The organism is Butyricicoccus sp. OF27-2pH9A, assembly GCF_027693185.1.
Taxonomy (GTDB): Bacteria; Bacillota; Clostridia; order Oscillospirales; family Butyricicoccaceae; genus Agathobaculum; species Agathobaculum butyriciproducens.
This window is the reverse complement of record NZ_JAQEXK010000013.1, coordinates 12,768-34,682: the sequence shown is the minus strand read 5'-3', so window position 1 is coordinate 34,682 and position 21,915 is coordinate 12,768. Positions and strand designations below refer to the sequence as shown.

The following is a 21,915-nucleotide window of genomic DNA, read 5'->3' as shown; positions in this document are numbered from 1 at the left end:
GTTAATTTTCCTCCAATCCTGTGCCGTCAAAGGCGGGAATAAAACTCTCGCTGATGGATTCGTCCTGCTGAAAAAAACCGCCGAGTCCAAGCTCACCGAACAGCGTACAGGCATCTGCGTACTCCTCTGCGGTGATGGTGCGGTCAAGCTCGGGATAATCCTGCATATCAAACGGCGTGTACTGCCGCATAAGGCTGACAAGCACGCTGTCGCCCCATCGAGAGGCAATATCCCGAAGCACCTGCGCGGTATCGCCGGCCAGTCCGGGCAGCATCAAATGCCGGATGACGGTGCCGCGCTTCAGCAGACCATTTTTATCAAACTGCGGTGCACCTGTCTGGCGCACCATTTCATCAATAGCCGGAACGGCGAACTCACGGTAATCTTCCGCATGCGAGTACAGACCTGCATAGTAGCTGCTGTAATACTTGTAATCCGGCAGATAGATGTCAATGTGACCATCGAGCAGCTGCAGCGTTTCCACCTGCTCATATCCGCTGGAATTGTATATAACAGGAAGCGAAAGCCCCTGTTTTCGGGCAATTTGCAGCGCTTCGATAATTTGCGGCACATAATGGGCGCCGGTAACAAGGTTGATGTTATGCGCACCTTTTTTCTCCAGAGAGAGAAAGGTTTTCGCCAGTGCATCTGCCGTAATGTTCTGTCCCTCGGCCTCTCTGCGGCTGATCTTGCGGTTTTGGCAGAACACACAGCCGAGCGAGCAATGAGAGAAAAACACCGTGCCCGAGCCATTTGTACCCGAAATCGGCGGCTCCTCCCACATATGAAGCGATGCGCGTGCAGCTTCGATTTCGATGCCTGCACCGCAGGCTCCGCGGCTCTTTGTGCGGTCTGCGCCGCAGGCGCGCGGACACAGCTGACAGTTCTTAAGCATATCGGTCAAAATAATCCCTCCGATACGTTATATTATATCGTATTTTTGTCTGGAAATAAAGTAGAGAAATGTGATATAATAAACACTACGGCTTTGGAACGTATAGAATTTTCACGCGGATCAAAATCGTGTCTTTTATTAAACAGAAATACAAGTAGAAACATAGGAGATGCAATATGAAGGTTTCTCAACTTTTGAATCAGGACAAAGTAACCCTTTCTTTTGAGGTATTCCCGCCCAAGACCAACAGCAGCTATGAGTCTGTCGCACACGCAACGCAGGAAATTGCGGCATTGCGTCCGGACTTTATGAGCGTTACATACGGTGCAGGCGGCGGCACGAGCGAACACACTGTCAACATCGCGGCAGATCTCAAGAAGAAGTATGATGTTACCGTTCTGACCCATCTGACCTGTGTTTCCTCTACCCGTGAGCACGTTGCAGCGATGGTAAAAAAGTATAAGGATGCCGGTATCGAGAACATTCTTGCACTGCGCGGTGATATTCCGGAGGGCGGTGCTCCGCATTCTGACTACCACTATGCCGCTGAGCTGGTACGCGATATCAAGTTGCAGGGCGATTTCTGCGTCGGCGGCGCCTGCTACCCGGAGGGTCACGTTGAGGCAGCCAATAAAACCGAGGATATTCTGCACCTCAAGGAGAAAGTAGACGCAGGCTGTGAGTTTCTGACTACGCAGATGTTCTTTGATAACAACATCATGTACAACTTCCTGTACCGCATTCGAGAAAAGGGTATTACGGTTCCGGTTGTTGCGGGCATTATGCCGGTGACGAATGTCAAGCAGATCAAGCGTATCACTTCCATGTCCGGCACCTACCTGCCCGAACGCTTCAAGGCTATCGTTGACCGTTTCGGTGACAATCCGGCGGCTATGAAGCAGGCAGGCGTTATCTACGCGACCGAGCAGATTATCGACCTGATTGCAAACGGCGTCAACCATATCCATGTTTACTCGATGAACAAGCCGGAAATTGCCGCAGGTATTCAGTCCAGCCTGTCGGAGATTCTCAAGTGATTGAACTGGACAGATCGGAAGCCATCCGCTACATGGGTTATCACGGCACGCAGCCGGATGAGGCTGTGCAGGCCAGCCTGACACGATGCGGTGAAGCACTGCAGCAGGCGGCAGAACCCAAGTCGATCTACCGCGTGTTTCCGCTGCAGCATATTGACGCGCAAACGCTCGAAATCGCAGATGTACAAATTCACAGCAAAAATCTGGCACGTAATCTGCAGGGTTGCAGCGAGGTCTGTCTGATGGCAGCAACGCTCGGCATCGGACCGGATCGCCTGATTGCCCGCGCGTCTGCAGTCCGGATGAGCGACGCGGTGATCTATCAGGCAGCGGCAGCGGCCATGGTCGAGACCTATTGCGATGAGGTCAACGAATGCATCCGGCAGGACGCAGCGCAGCGCGGCATGTACTGTCGGCCGCGATTCAGCCCTGGCTACGGCGATTTTCCGATCGCACACCAGCGGGATTTCAGCCGCCTGCTGGATACGCCGCGCAAGATTGGCTTGACCGTGACCGAAAGCTGTCTTCTGGCACCTATCAAGTCGGTAACGGCGGTAATCGGTCTGTCTGAAACACCGCAGCCGTGTCACCGCAAGGGCTGTGAGGAATGCGGCAAGACGGATTGCGCTTACAGGAGATGAAAAGAATGAAACTGACCGAACGACTGGGAAAAGAATGGATATTTTTCGATGGCGGCATGGGCACCATCCTGCAGGAGCACGGCTTAAAAGCCGGTGAACTGCCGGAAACATGGAACCTGTCCCATCCGGATGAGATTATTGCGCTGAACCGCAGCTACTTTGAAGCCGGCTGTGATGTGGTGAATACCAACACTTTCGGTGCAAACGCCCTCAAATATCCGGATAACCTGCAGGAAATCGTGCAAGCTGCGGTTTCGCATGCAAAAACCGCGCGTCAGCAGGCAGACCGAGAGGACGCCTATATTGCGCTCGATATTGGCCCAACCGGCAAGCTGCTGCAGCCGATGGGCGATCTGCCGTTCGAGCGTGCGGTCGAGCTGTTCGGCGAAACCGTCCGTATCGGCGCGAAAGCCGGTGCGGACCTCGTGCTCATTGAGACCATGAGCGACAGCTACGAGGCTAAGGCGGCCGTGTTGGCTGCCAAGGAAAACTGCGATCTGCCGGTGCTCGTAACGCTGATTTTCGACGAAAAAGGCAAGCTGCTGACCGGCGGCACGGTGGATTCCACGGTTGCCATGCTCGAGGGTTTGCGCGTAGACGCGCTCGGCGTTAACTGCGGTCTGGGACCGAAGCAGATGCATCCGATCATCGAACGACTGACGCAGATAAGTTCACTGCCAATCATCGTCAACCCGAATGCCGGTCTGCCGCGCAGCGAAAACGGCAAGACGGTATTCGATATCGCGCCTGCCGAGTTCTCCGACCTGATGGAAGAAATTGCAGGCATGGGCGTGCAGGCGCTTGGCGGCTGCTGCGGCACTACACCGGAGCATCTGCGGCTGACCATCGAAAAGTGCCGCAAAGTACCGTTCCGACCGCCGGTAGCCAAGCGCCGCACGGTGGTCTCCTCGTTCTCGCAAGCCGTGGAGATCGGGCCGAAGCCGGTTATCATCGGCGAGCGTATCAACCCGACCGGCAAGAGCAAATTCAAGGCAGCTCTGCGCGAGAATAACATCGAGTACATCCTCGGTGAAGGCATGGCGCAGGAGGACAGCGGCGCGCATATTCTTGATGTCAACGTCGGCCTGCCCGAAATCGACGAACCCGTGATGATGGAGCGTGTCGTTACGCGTCTGCAGAGTGTTATTGCGCTGCCGCTGCAGATTGACACCTCGGATACCACCGCAATGGAGCGCGGCATGCGCCTGTACAACGGCAAGCCGATGATCAACTCGGTCAGCGGCAAGATGGAGAGCATGGAAGCTGTGTTCCCACTTGTACGTAAGTACGGCGGTGTTGTTGTTGGTCTGGCACTGGATGAAAACGGCATTCCGTCCACGGCAGAGGGCCGCATCCGGATTGCAAAGAAGATTTACGATACAGCGGAGAAATACGGTATTCCGCATGAGGATATCGTGATTGACGGTCTGGCGATGACCATTTCGTCGGACAGCGGTTCGGCTCTCGTAACGCTCGAAACACTGCGCCGCATTCGTGATGAGCTGCACGGTCACTCGATTCTCGGCGTATCGAACATTTCGTTCGGTCTGCCGCAGCGTGAGATTGTCAACTCGAACTTCTTCACAATGGCGATGCAGAGCGGTCTGTCCTGCGCGATCATCAACCCGAATAACGAGGCAATGATGAAATCGTATCGTTCCTATCTGGCGCTGGCCAACCTGGATGAGCAGTGCGCAGGCTACATTGCGGCCTACGGCAACCAGCCGGCAGCGGCGGCTCCTGCAGCAGCAGGCAGCACGGCGATGCCGCTCGCGGAGAGCATTGAACGCGGCTTGCGTGAACGCGCTATCGACGCGGCAAAGGAAATGCTGCAGACGGTTCCGCCGCTCGAGGTTGTCAACAACGAGCTGATTCCGGCGCTGGACCGCGTCGGCAAGGGCTTCGAGAAGGGCACCGTGTTCCTGCCGCAGCTGCTCATGAGCGCAGAAGCGGCCAAGGCGGCTTTCGAAGTCGTAAAGGACGCGATGAAGGGTGAGAGCCAGCAGATTAAGGGCAAAATTATTCTTGCGACCGTCAAGGGAGATATTCACGATATCGGCAAGAATATTGTCAAGGTTCTGCTGGAAAACTACGCCTATCAGGTGCTCGACCTCGGCAAGGACGTTCCGCCCGAGGTGATCGTTGATACCGCTATCAAGGAAGATGTTCCTGTGGTCGGCCTGAGTGCACTGATGACGACGACGGTTGTCAGCATGGAAGAGACCATTAAACAGCTGCGTGAGAAAAAGCCGGGCACCAAGGTCGTTGTCGGCGGTGCCGTGCTCACACAGGAATACGCAGATTCCATCGGCGCGGACTGCTACGCGAAGGACGCTATGGCAACCGTGCATTATGCGGATTCCGTATTTGGCGTATAAGATAAGAAAAAGAGACTGTATCACCGATACAGTCTCTTTTTATGAAATTAAGCGGCGTCTTCGAGTTCTTCGAGTGCCTCCTGCTTGGTATCGGCAGAGAAAAGAAACGCGCCGGTTCCGTCATATACTTCAATGTGTCCGTTTACATATTCGAGAGTGCAGTTCATCTTGCGCATCCCCTTTCCTTTTGTTGTACATAGTATAACAAAAGGAAAGTACGTTAAACGGTACTTAGTCTATGAATTTGTGAATCTGCTTTTCAAACGCTTCGCAGACCTCCGGCGGGTTTACAATGCGCACATCGCCTTCCAGACTGAACACCCAGGAAAAAAACTGCGGACTGACGACAACATCCACATCCAGATAAAAATGTTCGTTATCCGCCGGAAACAGACGCAGACTGCTGCCGAAGCGGTCGAGCATGACACCGATAAAGCGGTTCAGGCATTTCAGCTTCACGGTTTTCTCCTCGCCGGAGAACATGCCGAACACCTTACGGGAGTAGGCTGCCGCGTCAAACCGATCGTCGAACAGCTGTTTACCCTCACGAGGCAGGTCGGTCTGCACAAGTGAATCCATCTTATCTACGCGGTAGTGGCGGATTTCACCGGCATCGTGATCGAAGGCAATCAGATAGTAATTTTCATTGTCCCACGTCAGTGCCCACGGACTGACGCGGTAGCGCGCACCATCTCGGCGGTACTGCTTTTGAATGCGCGGACTGGCAGAGAAATTCAGCACCCAGTTGAAATAGCGAAACGTAATCTGGACATCGTTGGATATGGCCGCATGCAGCGCATCAATATTGTAGTAAATCTGCTCATTAAGCGTTTTCACACGTTCGGAAACATACACCTGACGCTGGAGCGTATGTGCTTCATGGTCACTGGTGAGGTGCTCGATTTTGCCGATGAGCTCGTTGGATTTTTTCTCGGTGATAAAGCGGGAGCACTGAATTGCATCCACGAGCAGCTTGAGCTCGGGCAGTTCAAACTCGCGTGACGCGACGTAATAGCCGCCGCCGGTACCTCTCTGACAAATTACATCCAGGCCAAAATTCTGGAGTGCTTCGATGTCCGAATAAATGCTTTTGCGCTCAGCGGTAATGCCGCAGCGCTCGAGTGCCGCACGCAGTTCATCTGTGGTGAGTTTATGGTTCTCATCCGTTCGCTGCAGCAGGATTTGGTATAAATACAGCAGCTTCAGCTTTTGATTCGGATTTTTAGACATGGTTAGCCTCCCGTTCAGAAAGCGCGTTTTGATACGCCGAAAGCGTGGTTCCATCAAAGCAGATCATGCTTACCTGCTCAATTTCTGCATGAGTTGAAAGATATTCCTCAATCGTACGGATAGCGATTTCAGCGGCACGATTCAGCGGAAAGCGATACACACCGGTGCTGATGGACGGAAACGCCACGGTTTTGCAATTTAATTCAGATGCAATGCGCAGGCAGTTTTGATAGCAGCCTGCCAGCAGTACCGCCTCACCCGCATGTCCACCGCACCAGATCGGTCCCGGCGTATGAATAACATACCGACATGGCAGACGGTATGCTCGTGTTGCTTTGGCTTCGCCGGTCCGACAGCCGCCGAGCGTGCGGCATTCCGCCAGCAGCTCCGGTCCTGCTGCACGATGAATGGCACCGTCCACACCGCCGCCGCCCAGCAGGGACGTGTTGGCAGCGTTTACAATCGCATCGGTCGTGCATTGGGTAATATCTCCGCGCTGAATAAAAATTCGGCTCATCAGCCATGCCCCTTCCATGAAGTTGTTGGCTTTATTATACGTTGTTTTTCCGGAAATTGCAAGTTTGACGCAAATTGCAGAATGCGTTATAATAAATACAGCATCACAGCAGGCGAGGAGAGCGCAGCAATGGACAAGCCGATGAACGAATACGCCGCAGACGCACCGCGCGTTTTGCGGGATTTTTTAACCTATATTTCCACAATACGCGGCAAATCCGCGAAAACTGCACACGAATATTATCTTGATCTGCGGCTGTTTTTCCGCGTACTCAAGCACAACAAAGGCGCAGTCGATAAAAATCTTCCGCTTGATGAGATCGACATCAGCGACATTGATCTGGATTTTATCCGTGATATCACGCTGTCGGACACCTATGATTATCTGGAATACATGGCGCAGAGCCGCCCAACTCAGCAGAACAGCAACCACACCAATTACGGATTGAGTGTCAACTCGCGTGCACGCAAGGTCTCTGCGATACGCGCATTTTTCCGGTATTTGACCGATAAACAGCATGTTTTAGAGGTTAATCCGGTCAGCGGACTGGAAGCGCCGACTGTCCGAAAGTCCCTGCCGACTTACCTCACGACAGACGACAGTGTGCGGCTTCTGGAATCCGTCACCGGCTCGTATGCCGAGCGAGATTACTGCATCCTGACGTTTTTCCTTAACTGTGGCATGCGTGTTTCCGAGCTGGTCGGTCTGAATCTGACCGACTTCAAGGACGATACTGTGCGCGTGCTCGGTAAGGGTGGCAAGCAGAGGACGGTATTTCTCAATGATGCGTGTCTTGCCGCACTCGAGCAGTATCTGCCCAAACGCCTGGAGCCGAACGAGCAGGACGCGGACGCGCTGTTTGTCAGCAAAAAGCGCAACCGCATCAATGTGCAGACGGTCAAGTGGCTGGTAAAGAAATATATCGGTCAAGCCGGACTCGACCCCAAAAAATACTCTGCGCACAAGCTGCGTCACACAGCGGCAACGCTCATGTACCAGAATGGCGTGGATATCCGCACACTGCAAAGCATTCTTGGTCACTCGAGTGTGGATACGACCATGATCTACACCCACATCGAGAATGAAAACATGCGCGAAGCTGCGGCAAGGAATCCGCTGGCGGAAATCCGGCCGAACGGTGAGCGTGTGCCTGTAAAACAGCCGAAAAACAGCGATAAGTAACAAAAGGGGCGCGTTGCAAAATAGTGCGCAAGAAAAGACGAGTAAGTTCCCTCGAAAGGGAGTGCTTACTCGTCTTTTTGCTTTATGATTAGGTGTGAAACAAGATCAAACCACCCATTTTCGAAAACAAACGCAGGGACGAAATGCCTTATGCGACCTTTCGTCCCTGCGTTCTTTGCGGATCTGTTCTGCAACAGACTCTTTGTTTTTTTATTACAGCTGCATCTCCAGCGCGGCATCACAGTACGGACAGCGGTCACCGACCTTGCCGTGCAGCGGTACATACAGCTCGCTTCGCGTAATGCACTTGTGGTTGGAGCAGCGGATGCCGGGATCTGCACCGATTTCATGATGACCGGCACGCTCGAACGGCAGTTTGGACAGCGTCAGCAGCAGTGCCATACGGCCGAACATGCCGAACCGCGCCTGGCGGAAGTAGACCGCACGCGGATCATCATCCACGTCCTGTGCAATCTCATCAACACGCGGCAGCGGATGAAGCACTAGCATGTCCTTCTTGGCGCGCTTCATCTTCTCAGCAGTCAGCTGATAATTGCCTTCAAGGTTTGTGTACTCCTCTGCCGTGACAAAGCGCTCGCGCTGAATGCGGGTCATGTACAGCACATCCAACTCGGGAAGAACTTCATCAATGCTGTCTACCTCGCAGAACGGCATATTGTTGTCTTTCAGGAATTTTACCATATAGTCCGGCAGCTTGAGTGCATCAGGTGCGATCAGATAAAACTGTACATTATGATACCGCTGCAGAAAATGCAGCAGAGAATGCACGGTACGGCCGTACTTCAAATCACCGCACAGGCCAATCTTCATATCGTCAGCCGAGCCGCGCATACGCAGAATGGTAATCATATCGGCAAGCGTCTGGGTCGGGTGCAGATGACCGCCGTCGCCGGCATTGATGACCGGCACAGACGAGTACATTGAAGCTACCTTGGCTGCACCCTCTCGCGGGTTGCGCATGACGATCATATCCGCATAGCTGGATACCATGTTGATAGTATCCTTGAGTGTTTCGCCCTTGGACGCAGAAGTGGCGTTCGGATCGGAAAAACCGACAACACTGCCGCCCAGTCTCATCATTGCGGTGGAAAACGACAGGTTGGTACGGGTAGAAGGTTCATAAAACAGGCTGCCCAGCACCTTGCCGCGGCAGGCATCTACATAGCCCTCCGGTCGGTCGATAATATTGCTGACCAGTTTGTACAGATCGGAAAATTCCTTTTCCGTTAAATCACATAAATCAATAATATGGCGCATGCAAACTCCATTCCTTTCTACGGTACAGTCGCCCTATTCGTTATTTGTCACTGTTAATGATAGCACAAATGAAAGCGAAAGAAAAGAGTTATTTGCACATTGCGTCGATTGGATCGAGAGCGGCCGCACGAACCGCCGGGAGCAGTCCGGCAGCGGCTCCGCTGAGTGTGGAAAGTGTCAGCAATCCGGCAAATACGCGGCCTTCCGGCAGGAGCAGTGCTGCTCCGAAGTGCAGGAGCGCACCTGCGGCTGCCAGACCGACGATTCCGCCGAACAGGCACAGCAGCACAGCCTGCAGGAGAAATGTCCGGCGAATATCATGCGGCTGTGCGCCGAGCGCCAGCAGAATGCCGATCTCCCCTGTTTTCTCGTGGGCAGCAGCCAGCATGCTTCCCATCACACCGATGAGCGCGACAAACAGTGTTACCGCACCGACGGCGGCAAACAGGCCGATTCCCATTTCGGCAAGCTGCTGTACGGTTTGCACCGCACCCGACATATTCTGTACATGCACGCCGCGCACCTGCTGTCGATCGGTCAGATACTTTTCGATCTGAGAGCTGACCGAAGCAGTATCTGCCTGCGAAATGCACTGCACAAACACTTGATCCGTACGTTCGGTTTGCGACGCGATACACGCATACGGCACATAGACCAGATGCGGTGCAACCGCCGACAGCATTCCGCCGAATGCCCCCGTCTGCGCCCGCACAACACCGCATACCGTGAAATACCGGTCGGTGCCGTTTACCTTTAGCCGAATCTGCCGTCCGGTGATATTTGTCCGTCCGTACAGCGTTTGCGCCAGATCATCGCCGACCACGGCAACCGGCTCCGCGTTTGCGCTCTGCCATGCGTTCGGCAGCGAGCCTGCCAACAATTCCAGCTGCATGACCTCACCGAGCCGTTCGTCCGTACCAAGGAACACCGCGTGTTCGGTCGTGTGTCCGACACGCACGGTGCCGCTCTGCGCTTTGATCGGCATCAGCGTGCGAATGCCGTCCACATCCTGCTCTATCTCATCCGCCAGTGCTGCCGAGAGTATCGTTCCCGCGTGTCCGCTTTCCGTGTACACCGATAAACCGCTGACGCCGAGTGTCTGCAAACCGACGTCCACCTGTTTTCGCCCATACAGACCAATGGAAAGGATGAGCAGCAGTGCACCGCTTCCAACCGCAACAGAAAGCGCGCAAAGTGCCGTCCGCAGCGGACTTTCCCGCAGATTATGTGCCGCCAGTGACAGAATATCCCGCAGTCTCATGTCTGTACCTCCACCGGATCACCGTCAGTCAATTCATCGGGCGGCGACAGAATGACCGATACACCTGTCGGCAAGCCGTCTATAATTTCAACCGTATCCTCGAGCAGATAGCCGGTCTGTACCGCGCACTGCACGGCATAGCCGTCCTGCACGCAGAATACAAACTCTTGTTCTCCGCGCTGGCAAATTGCTTCATATGGGACAACCGCAGCATCGTCTCGATGGTCTGTGAATACCTTAACGGTCGCGGAATAGCCGGGGCGCAGATTTTCGGTTGAGCCGTTCAAATCGAGCAGCACCTCAACGGTTGCTTCAGCATCTTCGTTTGTCAGACTAAAGGTTTTCACAGCCGCAGGCGCGATTGCGGTTAATTCGGCGTGAAAGGTGCCGTCCACTGCCGAAAATGTGATGTTAGCGCGCTGCCCGACAGCAAGCTCTCCTACATATAGTTCGGGAGACTGCGCGCGCACGCGCAGCTTATCCGGATTTGCAATTTGTATGCACGGCATATCGGCCGATACGCTCTCGCCCGCCTGCGGAGCGGTCAACACAGTACCGTCCATCGGTGCATACAGCGCGTGAGCGTCCTCGGCGGTGACAGTGTTCACCGTGCCAGAAATTGCAAACACGCTCTGTGCGGTCTGCCAGTAATCCGCAGCTGTTTGCAATCTGCCGATATCAGTCAGCGTGCACAGGATATCACCCTTCTGTACGGTGTCGCCTGCCTTAGCATACACTGCGTTTACTACGGCATTTTCCGCCGGACAAACCGCTGTGCTTTCTGCGGACTCGACCGTGCCGAAAATCGTCACACTATTGTAGATATCCTGCGTTTCGGCGGCCGCTGTGCGTACCAAAACCGCCTCCGGCGGACGGTGCTTCCACGACCAGAACAGCATTGCCGTCAGCACACCTGCCGTCGTAAGCAGCACTACGCGGATCTTATTCTCCAAATGCAAAACCTCCTCTGACGCAAACTGAGTTTAGTCTGCGGAGAGGAGGTGAAAATTATGCTTACAATACGGCACGAATCGCGTCACCGACGGTTTTCGCACGCACGATATTCATTTTCTGCAGCAGGTCCTCGTCCACATCCTGCATGGGCATGATGCAGGTGTGAAAACCAAGACGATATGCTTCATTGATACGCTGTCCCGGATTGGATACCGCACGCAGCTCGCCGGTCAGGCCGACCTCGCCGAAGCTCATGACGCCTTCCGGCAGCGGCTTGTCCCGAAAGCTGGATGCGATTGCCAGCACCATCGGCAAATCCACAGCAGGCTCGTCCAGCCGCATGCCGCCGACAACGTTGACGTATACATCGCTCGACGAGAGAAACAGCCCGCAGCGTTTTTCCAGAATGGCGAGCAGCAGCACCATGCGGTTGTAGTCCACGCCGGCAGCGGTGCGGCGCGGCACACCAAACTGCGTTTTCGCAGCAAGCGCCTGCACCTCGGCGAGCAGAGGACGGCTGCCCTCCATCACGCAGGCAATGCAGTTGCCGGACGCACCCTGCGGATGACCGGCCAGCATAGCCGCAGACGGATTCTGCACCTCGAGCAAACCGTGATCGCTCATTTCAAACACGCCGATTTCATTGGTTGAGCCGTAGCGGTTTTTCGCCGCACGCAGACAGCGGAACGGACCTGCGGATTCCCCCTCGAAATACAGCACGCAGTCCACCATGTGCTCAAGGATTTTTGGGCCTGCCAGCGTACCCTCTTTGTTGACATGACCAACAATAAAAATCGTCACGTTGCGATTCTTCGCATACTGCATCAGGCTCATCGCACATTCCTTGATCTGCGTTGTACCGCCGGGAGCGGCAGTTAAATCACGCTTGTAGACCGTCTGGATAGAGTCCACGATCAGAATATCCGGCTCGAGCAGCTCGGTTTCGTTGATGATCTGCTCCATGTCGGTCTCGGCAAGGATATACAGCTCGGGTGAAGAAATGTGCAGGCGTGCCGCACGAATTTTGATCTGCTTGAGCGATTCCTCGCCCGAAACATAGAGCACGCGGGCATTTTTGCACATTTCCTGACACATTTGCAGCAGCAGCGTGGATTTGCCGATGCCCGGCTCACCGCCGACCAGCACAAACGAGCCGTGTACAGCGCCGCCGCCGAGAACGCGGTCGAGTTCACCGATGCCCGAATGGAACCGGCTTTCGTCTCCGGTATCAATATCCTTGAGCAGAGTCGGCCGCGATTCGCCGCGCTGAAATGTATTCGTGCCGCGTGCCGCCGAAACCGGCTTCTCCTTGAATTCGCTCATGGTGTTCCATGCGCCGCAGGACGGACATTTGCCGTACCATTTCGGACTTTCATATCCGCAGTCACCGCACAGAAAAACTGTCTTTTGCTTCATATTTCCTCCGTTACATACCGCTCTGGCTGCGTAAATATCCGCAGATCACGGCGGCAGCAAGTTGTTTGTGATAGGCTTCGTCCCGCAGCCGCGCTTCTTCGGCCGGATTGGACAGAAAGCCGCATTCGATGATAACCGCCGGGCAGTCCAGCTTTTTCATCAGATAGATGGCGCTGTCTGCCTGTTTAGCCTTGCGATGATTCAATGGGTCGCAGCCGTCAATCAGGCACTGTTGTATCTGCTCGGCCAGCGGCTTGCCCTGCACATTTCCTGTCGAGTAAAACACCTGGGCGCCGTGGTACTGCGCGTCGCTGAATTTATTCAGGTGAATGCTCAGAAACACCGGCGACGGAATACTGTTTACCAGCTTTTCCCGTGCCTTGATATCCGCGATTTTGTTCTCTCGCACCGTGCGGGAAGGATTGTAATCAAGTGCATTTTCATCCGGCCGCGTCATAGCAGTCGGCACACCGAAGAAATTCGCCAGCACTTGCACCCGTTTTGCAATGCTCAAATTGATATCTTGCTCGGCGGTTCCATCCGCGCCGACCGCGCCGCCGTCGAAGCCGCCGTGTCCGGCATCAATGACGAGCGTGGTTTGAGCGTTCCCTGCCGTCTGCATTGCACGGGTTTTCTGCTCCATGCCAAAGCACAGCACCAGCGCCAGTGCCGCCGCGGCGCAAACGCCGCATTTCAGCCGTCTCTCCATCTCCGCACCTCCGTATCACACAAATATGCGAAAAAGGCGGAACTTATGCGTTTACTTGGGCGCGTTCAGCACAGCATCTGTGCCGGTTTTGTCCAGTGTGCTGATGATAACAGGCGCTGCCGTCATGCCGTCCAGCGTGAAGGCTGCAGAAACGCTCTGCCTGTGAATCGTGCCGCCGCTGACCGACTGCGTTACCGTGGTCGGCTGCAGCCGGACGGCTTCGTCTAAATCACCCATTGCACTTTCGACCGACCAGAGCAGTTCGGTGTACGCGTTCGGCGTATCGGCACAGATAATGGTCCAGCTGCCTGCACGCTGACTCAGCGAATCGACACATACCAGCGGTACGCGGCCATACATCGCGGCAAGGCCCTCCTGCTCAGCGGCAGTCACCAGCTCTGCCGACCATGAGCCGTTCAATTTGTGATACAGCGCACCGTCCGACAGATAACTCTGCGTCAGCAGCTGCTTATCCGATGTATTCGGCGCGGAAAGCGTCATTTTGCGGTCGGTGAGCAGTTCGTTCTTCTCGCGGTCGAACACGGTGGTCTCGCTCGTCTGCACCTGCATGACCGTCCTGCCGTCATGGGTCACAGCCGCCGGAGACGCAAACTCGCTGTTGACCGAGTAATGCAGCAGAGCGCCCATACCGACGGTTGCCTTGCGGTACTGTGCATAGCTTGAAAACAGGCTCTGATACCGCTTCGCGTCCGCTTCGGTTATCGCGTTTTCGCTGACAAGCTGATCGAGCAGCGTGCCTTCACTGTTCTTCGGCGAAACGGACAGCACCGTGTAGCTTGCCGCTGCAGCATCGTCGCGCAGGAAATTCTGCACGTTGATGATACCGGTGTCGTAAATACCCTGCTCACGAGCAGTCTCTATCGCGTTCGCATAGCTGAAATCCGCCGTATCCGAGTAGCCGAGCGCACGCAGCAGGAAGGTCGCGTACATCTGCGCGGTGCACTTGCCGGTCGGATTGAAGGTCGTCCGGCTCGTGCCGTTCACCAGACCGTTGCTGTACAGATACTGCACATACGGCTTTTCCCATCCCTTGAGATCGGTAAACGGTGCAGTATACGTCAGCGCCTTGGCCTCAGCCTCCTTGCCGAGCAGACGCACCAGCATGACAGACGCTTCCGCCCTGGTCGGCGTGCGGTCGAGATCGTAGCCGTTCTGCGTGCCCTGAAACAGCCCCATTTCGTGCAGTGAATCTGCACAATTCGTATAATTTGCCGCAAAGGCCGAAGCGGTCAACATGGCAGCGGCAGCCGCGCCGACGCAGACAGCGCGTAACCATTTATTCATAGTCCTATCCTCCTGAACTGATATTGCCGATAAAAATACAGTATAAGTATAGCACAAAGCCATGTGTTTTCCAACAACAAAACGGATATACTACTCGCAGAAGGAGTGTATCCAATATGACGAATATTCAAAAATGCGGCGTGATCGGCGTGGGCTTTGTCGGCGCGACCTGCGCATACACATTGGCGGTTTCCGGACTGTTCTCCGATCTGGTACTCGTGGATATGAACCGCGACAAGGCTATCGGTGAAGCTGCGGACATCAATCATGGTGTGGCGTTCAGCAAGCCGTGCCGCGTCATGGCCGGAGACTATGCTGACCTCGCCGAATGCGGTCTTATCATCATTGCGGCAGGCGCAAACCAGAAGCCCGGCGAAAGCCGTTTGGAGCTGCTCGGACGCAATAAAGGCATCCTGTCCTCCATCATTGCACAGCTTACGGCAGTCAATCGTGAGGCGATTCTGTTGGTTGTGTCCAATCCGGTCGATGTGCTGACCTGTCTGGCGCAGCAGCTGAGCGGCTTCCCTGCCGGACGTGTACTCGGTTCCGGTACCGTGCTGGATACCGCGCGGCTCAAGTATCTGCTCGGACAGCGGCTTGGCGTGGACAGTCGCAACGTGCATGCGTTCATCATTGGTGAGCACGGCGACAGCGAGCTGGCGGTATGGTCGAGCGCTAACATCTCCGGTGCCGATCTGGACGATTACTGCCGCATTGCCGGCATCACCAAGCCGGCAGATGAGCTTTCCCGCATTTACGAGCATGTGCGCGATGCAGCGTATCAGATTATCGACAGCAAAGGCGCAACCTATTACGGTATCGGCATGGCGGTGCGGCGCATCGCGGAAGCCATTGTACGCAATGAGCATTCCGTGCTGCCGGTCACCTCTATGATTCACGGACACTACGGCGTGGATGGTATTTGTCTGGGTGTGCCGACTATCGTCGGACGAAACGGCGCGGAAGCCGTGCTGGATATTCCGCTCTCCGAGGAAGAACTGGCACAGCTGCAGCGTTCCGCGGACACAATGCGCGAGATGATCGACAAGCTGGACGGATAACACAAAAGGGACAGAGCCAATGCTCTGTCCCCTGTTTTATGTGGGTATTTTTAGAAGTCAAGGTTTACCATAACGTCGGAAACATCCGGCTTCTCTGCGATCAGGCCCTGATCGTACATCCAATCAATGTTCTCCTGCCAGCACTGCTCGGTCTGAGAGAGGAACTTGGCGCCCTCGGTCTCCATAAGCGGCAGCAGCGTCTCACAGGACTTCTTCTCTACATCCGGGTCGAGTGCAAAGTTTGCCTCATCCTGATTGTCGAGCAGAACCTGCAGAACATCGTCGGTGTTGCTCTTGAAGTTCTCAAAGCCCTTGCTGCAAGCGCGCAGGAAGCCCTTCAGCGTATCGGAATTGTTCGCAATCATATCATCGCTTGCGAGGAAAATACCTTCGTAATACTTCGGAACACCGTAATCATCCGGGAAGAAGTAATTGACCTCGAAGCCTTCCTTCTCCATCTGCGGTACTTCGTGGTTGACCAGACAGCCGATGGTTGCATCAACATTGCCGGTGGTCATCGAGCTCATCAGGTCGAAGCCAACGTCAACCATGTTCACGCTGTTCGGATCGGCACCGTTGGACTGCATGATGCTGCGGACCAGTGCCTCGGAAAGCTCGGTGCCCGCGTAGCCGATCGTTTTGCCCTCGAGATCCTGCGGCTTGGTGATGTTCTTGTCCTTGAGCGACAGGATGATGTTCAGCGGACCCTGAACTACCGCACCGATTGACTTGATCGGCACATTCTGCTCTGCGCGAGCCTGAATCACATCCTGCTGATAGTACAGACCGATGTCTGCCTTGCCGGCGGCAACCATGCTCATTGCATCGTTTACGCCTGCCGGAGACTGGATATCCACATCCAGACCTTCCTCGGCGAAGTACCCCTTCTCCTGTGCTTCGTACAGGAATGCGTGCAGAGCATTCGGATACCAGTCGAGCACAACGGTCAGGTGCTGCAGATCATCGCTGCCGCTGTTTGCCGCATCAGACTGTGCGGCGTTCTGTGCGCCGCAGCCGGTCAGCAGCATGGTGCCTGCCGCCATAAGTGCAAGAATACGCTTTTTCATATGTAATTTTCTCCTTATGTTAGAACAAAAATTTCGTTTCCTTAAAATTGTGTTATCAAGATTATAAACTGCTGCGCCAGGTGATGATCTTCTTTTCCAGCCAGCTTACAATGCCTACTGCGATCATCGCAACCACACTCAGCAGTACGATCGGTGCAAACACGCCTGCGCCATCCAGCTGCGTCATCATGCGGCGGCTGAAATAGCCAAGACCCGCCTGTGCGCCCAGCCACTCACCGATAGCAGCGCCGATGATCGACATCGGGATCGCCATTTTGAGCGCCGAGAAAAAGTACGGCAGCGCTGCCGGAATCTTCAGCTTGAGGAAAATTTCCTTCTTGCCTGCGCCGAAGGTCTTGAGCATATCGACCATATCGGTCTTCGCCGAGCGGAAGCCGTCAAACACGGTCATCGCGATCGGGAAGAACGTGATGAGCACGGTGACGAGCACCTTGCTCCAGATCGTGTAGCCGAACCAGAGCACAAACAGCGGCGCAAGTGCGGTTGTCGGAATGGTCTGTGAAGCGACGATGAGCGGGTACAGCATTTTCTCCGCCGACGGACTCGCGTCCATTACGATGGCGAGCAGCAGACCGAGCGCGATCGAGATCGCAAGGCCGACTCCGGTACACAGCATGGTGGCCGGCAGATGTGCGGTAAACAGCGGTTTGCGCAGCTCCCACAGGCGCACAAGCACCTGTGTCGGCGACGGCAGAATGTAGGCCGCATTCATGCCCATGGCTATGCACTGCCAGACGATGAGCAGCGCGAACATAAAGATCAGTGCGGGCAGATTTGCATTCTTTTTCATGCCTGCACCTCTTTTCTGAGCAGCGAAATCAGATTTTCTCTCAGCTCGAGCATCTTCGGGTCGGTCAGGCACGCACGCGTGCGCGGATACGGCGCAGGCACTTCAAACGAGTGCAGCTTGCGGATCGGCGTATCCTCCACGACCAATACGCGGCCGGAGAGAAAGATGGCCTCCTCCACATCGTGCGTGATGAACAGGACGGTCTTGCTGTCCTGCTCCCACTGGTCGAGCAGCCACTCCTGCATAGTGATGCGCGTGAGAAAGTCGAGCGCGGAAAATGGTTCATCGAGCAGCAGCAGTTCCGAGCCGGTCAGCAGCGTACGCGCGAATGCCGCACGCTGACGCATGCCGCCGGAAAGCTCCTCCGGGCGCTTGTCGCCCCAGCCAGCCAGACCGACGTGCTCAAGCGTTTCCGCCACACGCTTGTCCATCTCCGCGCGGGAAATGCCGCCGCGAATCTCCATCGGCAGACGCAGGTTTTCGTTCACCGTGCGCCACGGAAACAGCAGGTCGCGCTGCGGCATGTAGCCGCAGTAGCCGCGCCGTCCGTCGATGCTCTTGCCGTCCACCAGAATTTCACCGCTCCTGCGCGGCAGAAGCTGGTTGGTCAGGCGGAAAATCGTGGATTTGCCGCAGCCGGACGGCCCGATGACCGACACAAATTCTCCCTTCTCAAGATGGAAGGACAGACCGTCAATGATGTTAAAATCCTCACTGTCGTACTGAAAAACGACGCTCTGAAACTCCAACATGGCTTACATCGCCTCGTTCCAGGCCATGTCCCAGAACATGCTTTCGTAGCGCGAGCACGCGACGAAAATATCGGTCAGACGCGCAAGCTGCGACTCGGTATAGCCCTCACTCAGGCGCTCCATATAAGCGACCAGTTTGCGGTTTTCTGCCGCATAGTCCTCGGATGCGTAGCCCTGCACCCATTCACCGTAGAACTCATGCTGATCGGCGTTCGGGTAGTTGGCGACGATCCACTTGGCGATGTATTCATAGCTGAGTGCACACGAAAGCACAGCCGCCATGATCTCCGCCGGACCTTCCTCGGCTGCAACAGCGCGCATATATGAGGTGTAGGACTCGTTATTCAGCGACGGCTTGACGCGCTCTGCGTCCTCCTCGGTGATGCCGAGACGGCCCATGTAGCCGCGGTGAATGTTCATCTCGCCGCCGAGAATATTCGCCACCGAGGTTGCGAACACGCGCATGATCTCGGGATCACGGGACTTGACAACGCCCTGCGCGAATACCTTTGCGTAATCAAACAGATAAACATAATCCTGCAGAAGATAAAAACGAAATTTTTGAATGTCGAGGCTGCCGTCGGCAATACCGTGGACAAACGGATGGTTCAGATAGCCTTCCCAGATGTCCTGCGTTGCGGCAAGCAGTCTTTCGGTGGTTTTGTTGTTCAAGGTGGTACCCCCAATGAAAGTATGTTGATGATTTTCCTAAGACTGACGGCAAAATTCTGCCGGCAGCACTTTTCCTACTTGCAGAATCTGTAAGTAGAGGTTCGGCGTCAGCTCGTCCGCGTTCAGCAGACTTACCGCGTCGATCAGGCGCGTACGAAAGGAAGCGGTGCCCTCCATCTCTTTACGCACACGCGCCTCGGCTGTTTCTCCGCAATGCTTCATCACCTCCGATGCCGTGACTGCGGCTTCTAACAATGTATCTGGATTCGCACCGCAGTATACGCCGGTCAGCGAAGTGAGCATACAGCCCGCGCCGGTGATCCGCCGCAGATACGCACTGCCACCGCGTACCACTGCGGTACGGGTTCCATCGGTAATTACATCCATCGCGCCGGTGAGCATGACGACAGCTCCGGTCCGGCGGCTGAACGACCGCAGCCACGCTGCGGATTCCTGTAAATTGTCCTCGGTCACGCTGTCGAGCGCACTGGCTTCCACGCCGGTTTCCTGCTCGGCTCCTGCGGCGAGCGCCCGCACCTCGGATGCATTGCCGCGAATGACCGAAACAAGATTTTCGCTCAACAGGCGGGAACACATTTCACGCCGGAGCGTGCTGGCACCGGCGGCTACCGGATCGAGCACGACCGGACGGCCGTTGCGCTTTGCAATCTTGGCTGCACGCAGCATGGCCTCCTGTGCACGGACAGCGCCCATGTTGATTACAAGTGCCTGTGCGTGCGAGGTAATCTCTTCGACCTCGCGCTCATCCTGTGCCATGATGGCCGTGCCGCCTGCCGCAAGAATGATGTTCGCGCAGTCGTTGATGGTGACATTATTGGTGATGGAATGCACCATTGGCGTGCGGTTCTGTGTATTTTCGAGAACGGTTTTAATGGTTTCGATCAATGCTTAGCACCTTCCAGTGTGCTGAGAACGTGCGTGCGCTTGAGGGCGCTCAGCACCAGAACAGAAATTGCGGCACCTACCGCAGTGGACACGAGGAAGGACGGCACAAAGGTGAACAGAGCTGCCTTGGTATTGCCCATCACGAATGCGGCAATCGGGTAGGAAGCCAGACCGCCGAGAATGCCGGTGCCGAATACCTCACCAACGTAAGCGACCGGCAGCTTCGGGCAGGCCTTGTAGGCCAGACCGCACAGCAGTGCACCGATCATCGAGCCGGGAAACGCCAGCAGACTTCCCAAGCCGAGCACATTGCGAATCAGTGCTGCTGCAAAGCCCATGCCGAGCGCGTACCACGGGCCCAGCAGAACGGCGCCGAGCACATTTACCATATGCTGCACCGGCGAGCACTTCGCGCCAAGCACCGGTATGGAAAACAGGCTGCCAACGACCGCAACTGCGACGAGAACGCCTGCAATGGTCAGTTTACGGATAGAATTCTTTTTCATTGTCTTTCACTCCTCCGAAAAAATACGGCAAAAATGGCCCAGCGGGCCGCAGCCATGTCCCAGACCGGGTGCATGACGGATAGCGTCGGTGACGTACTCTTTAGACAGCTTTACCGCCTCGGGCACGCTGTGGCCGAGCGCCAGATTGGATGCGATCGCAGAGGACAGCGTGCAGCCCGTGCCATGCGTGCTGGTGGTGTCAATCTGCTCAATCTCAATGCGGTGACAGGTCTCGCCGTCAAACAGTACGTCCACCGCACCTGCGATGTTCTTGCCGCCCTTGACGAGCACGTTTCTGCAGCCCTTGGCATAGATGCGGCGTGCCGCCTCCTCCATGTCCTCCGGTGTGCGGATTTCCATATCTGCCAGATACTGCGCCTCCGGTACGTTCGGTGTCAGCACCTCGGCAAACGGCAGCACGGTCTCAATAAGTGTGCCGACAGACGCCGGATCCATCAGCGGATCACCGTTTTTGGCGAACATCACCGGATCAATCACGATGTGCGCCGGCTTGTACTGTGCCAGCTTGCCAGCTACCGCCTTCATGCACTCCGGCGAGGACAGCATGCCGATTTTAACCGCATCCGGCACGATGTCTTCAAACACCGCGTCAATCTGCTCCTCGATCATCCGGGGACTGATGTCCTGAATGTCGATCACGCGTGCGGTGTTTTCCGCTACGACTGATACGATAACGCTCATGCCGAACACGCCGTGTGCCGCCATGGTTTTCAGATCGGCCTGTACACCTGCACCACCGGAGCAGTCCGAACCGGCAATGGTAAGCACTGTTTTCATTCCTGTTCCCTCCAATTTTATCATCGCTGCCGGGAAAATAAAAAAACGCCTCGTTTTCACCCTGCGGCAAAACCGAAGCACTCAATCCCAGCAATGCGACAGCTTCCCTACAATGGCATTAACCAACAGGTTCAAAAGGTTGGGTTTCTCGCCCTCTCAGCCGCTCATCACAGCACCCTTGCTTGTCTTTTATATAATATCAGTATAAGCCGTGTAAAATGCATTTGTCAAGTATAGAATCTTGCTGTATCTGATACGCCGTTAAAAAATAAACAAATTTTTATTTATCAATACTGCCGGATTTGCAGGTGTTGCCAAAATTGCATTTTTCGTCTCCTGTCCGGTTGACAAACGGCAAAAAGAGGTCTATTATACGAATCGTTCAGCAGCCAAATGCTTTGAACAGGACATGACGTATCCGTATCACCGTTCACAGAAAGCCGTCGGTCGTGCAAGACGGCAGCAAGGCACGGGTTCGCTATCCCCTGCGAGCAGCTTCGATCAAAGGCAATGCCGAGTAGTCGAGGCCGGATATCCAC

Annotated in this window: 21 protein-coding genes; 5 read left to right on the top strand and 16 right to left on the bottom strand. The window is 55.2% G+C overall.

Going from position 1 to position 21,915, the window contains the following annotated elements:
• Position 1: 1 nt before the first annotated feature.
• The gene (locus PG722_RS10315) at positions 2-895 is read right to left on the bottom strand and encodes a radical SAM protein (RefSeq protein WP_270580516.1); all 894 of its coding nucleotides are present in this window, start codon (positions 893-895) and stop codon (positions 2-4) included.
• Between the two features lie 176 nt (positions 896-1,071).
• Between PG722_RS10315 and metF the strand changes: the two genes are divergently transcribed.
• Genes metF through PG722_RS10300 form a run of 3 tightly spaced genes read left to right on the top strand, consistent with a single transcriptional unit; the run spans position 1,072 to position 4,951 of the window.
• The gene (gene metF / locus PG722_RS10310) at positions 1,072-1,932 is read left to right on the top strand and encodes a methylenetetrahydrofolate reductase [NAD(P)H] (RefSeq protein ID WP_270580486.1); all 861 of its coding nucleotides are present in this window, start codon (positions 1,072-1,074) and stop codon (positions 1,930-1,932) included.
• Complete coding sequence (locus PG722_RS10305) at positions 1,929-2,573, top strand: vitamin B12 dependent-methionine synthase activation domain-containing protein (RefSeq protein ID WP_270580485.1); 645 nt, start codon at positions 1,929-1,931, stop codon at positions 2,571-2,573. Before metF ends, PG722_RS10305 begins: the two co-directional genes overlap by 4 nt.
• A gap of 5 nt (positions 2,574-2,578) precedes the next feature.
• On the top strand, positions 2,579-4,951 hold the full coding sequence (locus tag PG722_RS10300) for a homocysteine S-methyltransferase family protein (protein ID WP_270580515.1): 2,373 nt from the start codon (positions 2,579-2,581) through the stop codon (positions 4,949-4,951).
• A gap of 231 nt (positions 4,952-5,182) precedes the next feature.
• On the opposite strand, the gene PG722_RS10295 is transcribed toward PG722_RS10300, so the two are convergent.
• Together PG722_RS10295 and PG722_RS10290 are read right to left on the bottom strand one after the other, a co-directional pair.
• Positions 5,183-6,181, bottom strand: coding sequence for a helix-turn-helix transcriptional regulator (locus PG722_RS10295; protein WP_118729867.1), 999 nt, complete (start codon positions 6,179-6,181; stop codon positions 5,183-5,185).
• The gene (locus tag PG722_RS10290) at positions 6,174-6,698 is read right to left on the bottom strand and encodes an O-acetyl-ADP-ribose deacetylase (protein WP_270580484.1); all 525 of its coding nucleotides are present in this window, start codon (positions 6,696-6,698) and stop codon (positions 6,174-6,176) included. The genes PG722_RS10295 and PG722_RS10290 overlap by 8 nt, the downstream gene beginning before the upstream one ends.
• 81 nt (positions 6,699-6,779) lie before the next feature.
• Here PG722_RS10290 and PG722_RS10285 point away from each other — a divergent pair, with 81 nt between their 5' ends.
• Positions 6,780-7,880, top strand: a complete 1,101-nt coding sequence (locus PG722_RS10285; RefSeq protein WP_330674682.1) for a tyrosine recombinase XerC — start codon at positions 6,780-6,782, stop codon at positions 7,878-7,880.
• Positions 7,881-8,093: 213 nt separating this feature from the next.
• Here the strand turns inward: PG722_RS10285 and pyrB are convergent, their stop codons facing one another.
• From pyrB to PG722_RS10255, 6 genes are all read right to left on the bottom strand, one after another.
• Positions 8,094-9,158, bottom strand: a complete 1,065-nt coding sequence (pyrB, locus tag PG722_RS10280) for an aspartate carbamoyltransferase (RefSeq protein WP_188886173.1) — start codon at positions 9,156-9,158, stop codon at positions 8,094-8,096.
• Between the two features lie 88 nt (positions 9,159-9,246).
• Positions 9,247-10,419: an ABC transporter permease gene (locus tag PG722_RS10275; RefSeq protein ID WP_270580483.1), complete on the bottom strand. Its 1,173-nt coding sequence runs from the start codon at positions 10,417-10,419 to the stop codon at positions 9,247-9,249.
• Complete coding sequence (locus PG722_RS10270; protein WP_270580482.1) at positions 10,416-11,372, bottom strand: efflux RND transporter periplasmic adaptor subunit; 957 nt, start codon at positions 11,370-11,372, stop codon at positions 10,416-10,418. Before PG722_RS10270 ends, PG722_RS10275 begins: the two co-directional genes overlap by 4 nt.
• 61 nt (positions 11,373-11,433) lie before the next feature.
• Entirely contained in the window at positions 11,434-12,789 is a 1,356-nt protein-coding gene (gene radA, locus PG722_RS10265; RefSeq protein WP_110436803.1) for a DNA repair protein RadA, read from the bottom strand.
• Positions 12,790-12,799: 10 nt separating this feature from the next.
• Entirely contained in the window at positions 12,800-13,498 is a 699-nt protein-coding gene (locus tag PG722_RS10260; protein ID WP_118645519.1) for an N-acetylmuramoyl-L-alanine amidase, read from the bottom strand.
• A gap of 51 nt (positions 13,499-13,549) precedes the next feature.
• Positions 13,550-14,803 carry an S-layer homology domain-containing protein gene (locus PG722_RS10255; RefSeq protein WP_270580481.1) on the bottom strand — a complete coding sequence of 418 codons (1,254 nt, stop codon included), beginning with the start codon at positions 14,801-14,803 and terminating at the stop codon, positions 13,550-13,552.
• Between the two features lie 116 nt (positions 14,804-14,919).
• On the opposite strand from PG722_RS10255, the gene PG722_RS10250 reads away from it, so the two are divergent.
• The gene (locus PG722_RS10250) at positions 14,920-15,864 is read left to right on the top strand and encodes an L-lactate dehydrogenase (RefSeq protein WP_270580480.1); all 945 of its coding nucleotides are present in this window, start codon (positions 14,920-14,922) and stop codon (positions 15,862-15,864) included.
• Between the two features lie 50 nt (positions 15,865-15,914).
• On the opposite strand, the gene PG722_RS10245 is transcribed toward PG722_RS10250, so the two are convergent.
• The 7 genes from PG722_RS10245 to thiD form a co-directional block, all read right to left on the bottom strand.
• Entirely contained in the window at positions 15,915-16,931 is a 1,017-nt protein-coding gene (locus tag PG722_RS10245; RefSeq protein ID WP_270580479.1) for an ABC transporter substrate-binding protein, read from the bottom strand.
• Positions 16,932-16,992: 61 nt separating this feature from the next.
• Positions 16,993-17,742 carry an ABC transporter permease gene (locus PG722_RS10240; RefSeq protein ID WP_110436808.1) on the bottom strand — a complete coding sequence of 250 codons (750 nt, stop codon included), beginning with the start codon at positions 17,740-17,742 and terminating at the stop codon, positions 16,993-16,995.
• Complete coding sequence (locus PG722_RS10235) at positions 17,739-18,494, bottom strand: ABC transporter ATP-binding protein (RefSeq protein WP_118480035.1); 756 nt, start codon at positions 18,492-18,494, stop codon at positions 17,739-17,741. Before PG722_RS10235 ends, PG722_RS10240 begins: the two co-directional genes overlap by 4 nt.
• Positions 18,495-18,497: 3 nt before the next feature.
• Positions 18,498-19,166: a thiaminase II gene (tenA, locus tag PG722_RS10230; RefSeq protein WP_118645485.1), complete on the bottom strand. Its 669-nt coding sequence runs from the start codon at positions 19,164-19,166 to the stop codon at positions 18,498-18,500.
• 36 nt (positions 19,167-19,202) lie between these two features.
• Entirely contained in the window at positions 19,203-20,072 is an 870-nt protein-coding gene (gene thiM, locus PG722_RS10225; RefSeq protein ID WP_270580477.1) for a hydroxyethylthiazole kinase, read from the bottom strand.
• Complete coding sequence (thiW, locus tag PG722_RS10220; RefSeq protein ID WP_119189353.1) at positions 20,069-20,578, bottom strand: energy coupling factor transporter S component ThiW; 510 nt, start codon at positions 20,576-20,578, stop codon at positions 20,069-20,071. Before thiW ends, thiM begins: the two co-directional genes overlap by 4 nt.
• Before the next feature lie 6 nt (positions 20,579-20,584).
• Complete coding sequence (gene thiD / locus PG722_RS10215) at positions 20,585-21,376, bottom strand: bifunctional hydroxymethylpyrimidine kinase/phosphomethylpyrimidine kinase (protein WP_270580476.1); 792 nt, start codon at positions 21,374-21,376, stop codon at positions 20,585-20,587.
• Between the last annotated feature and the right edge of the window lie 539 nt (positions 21,377-21,915).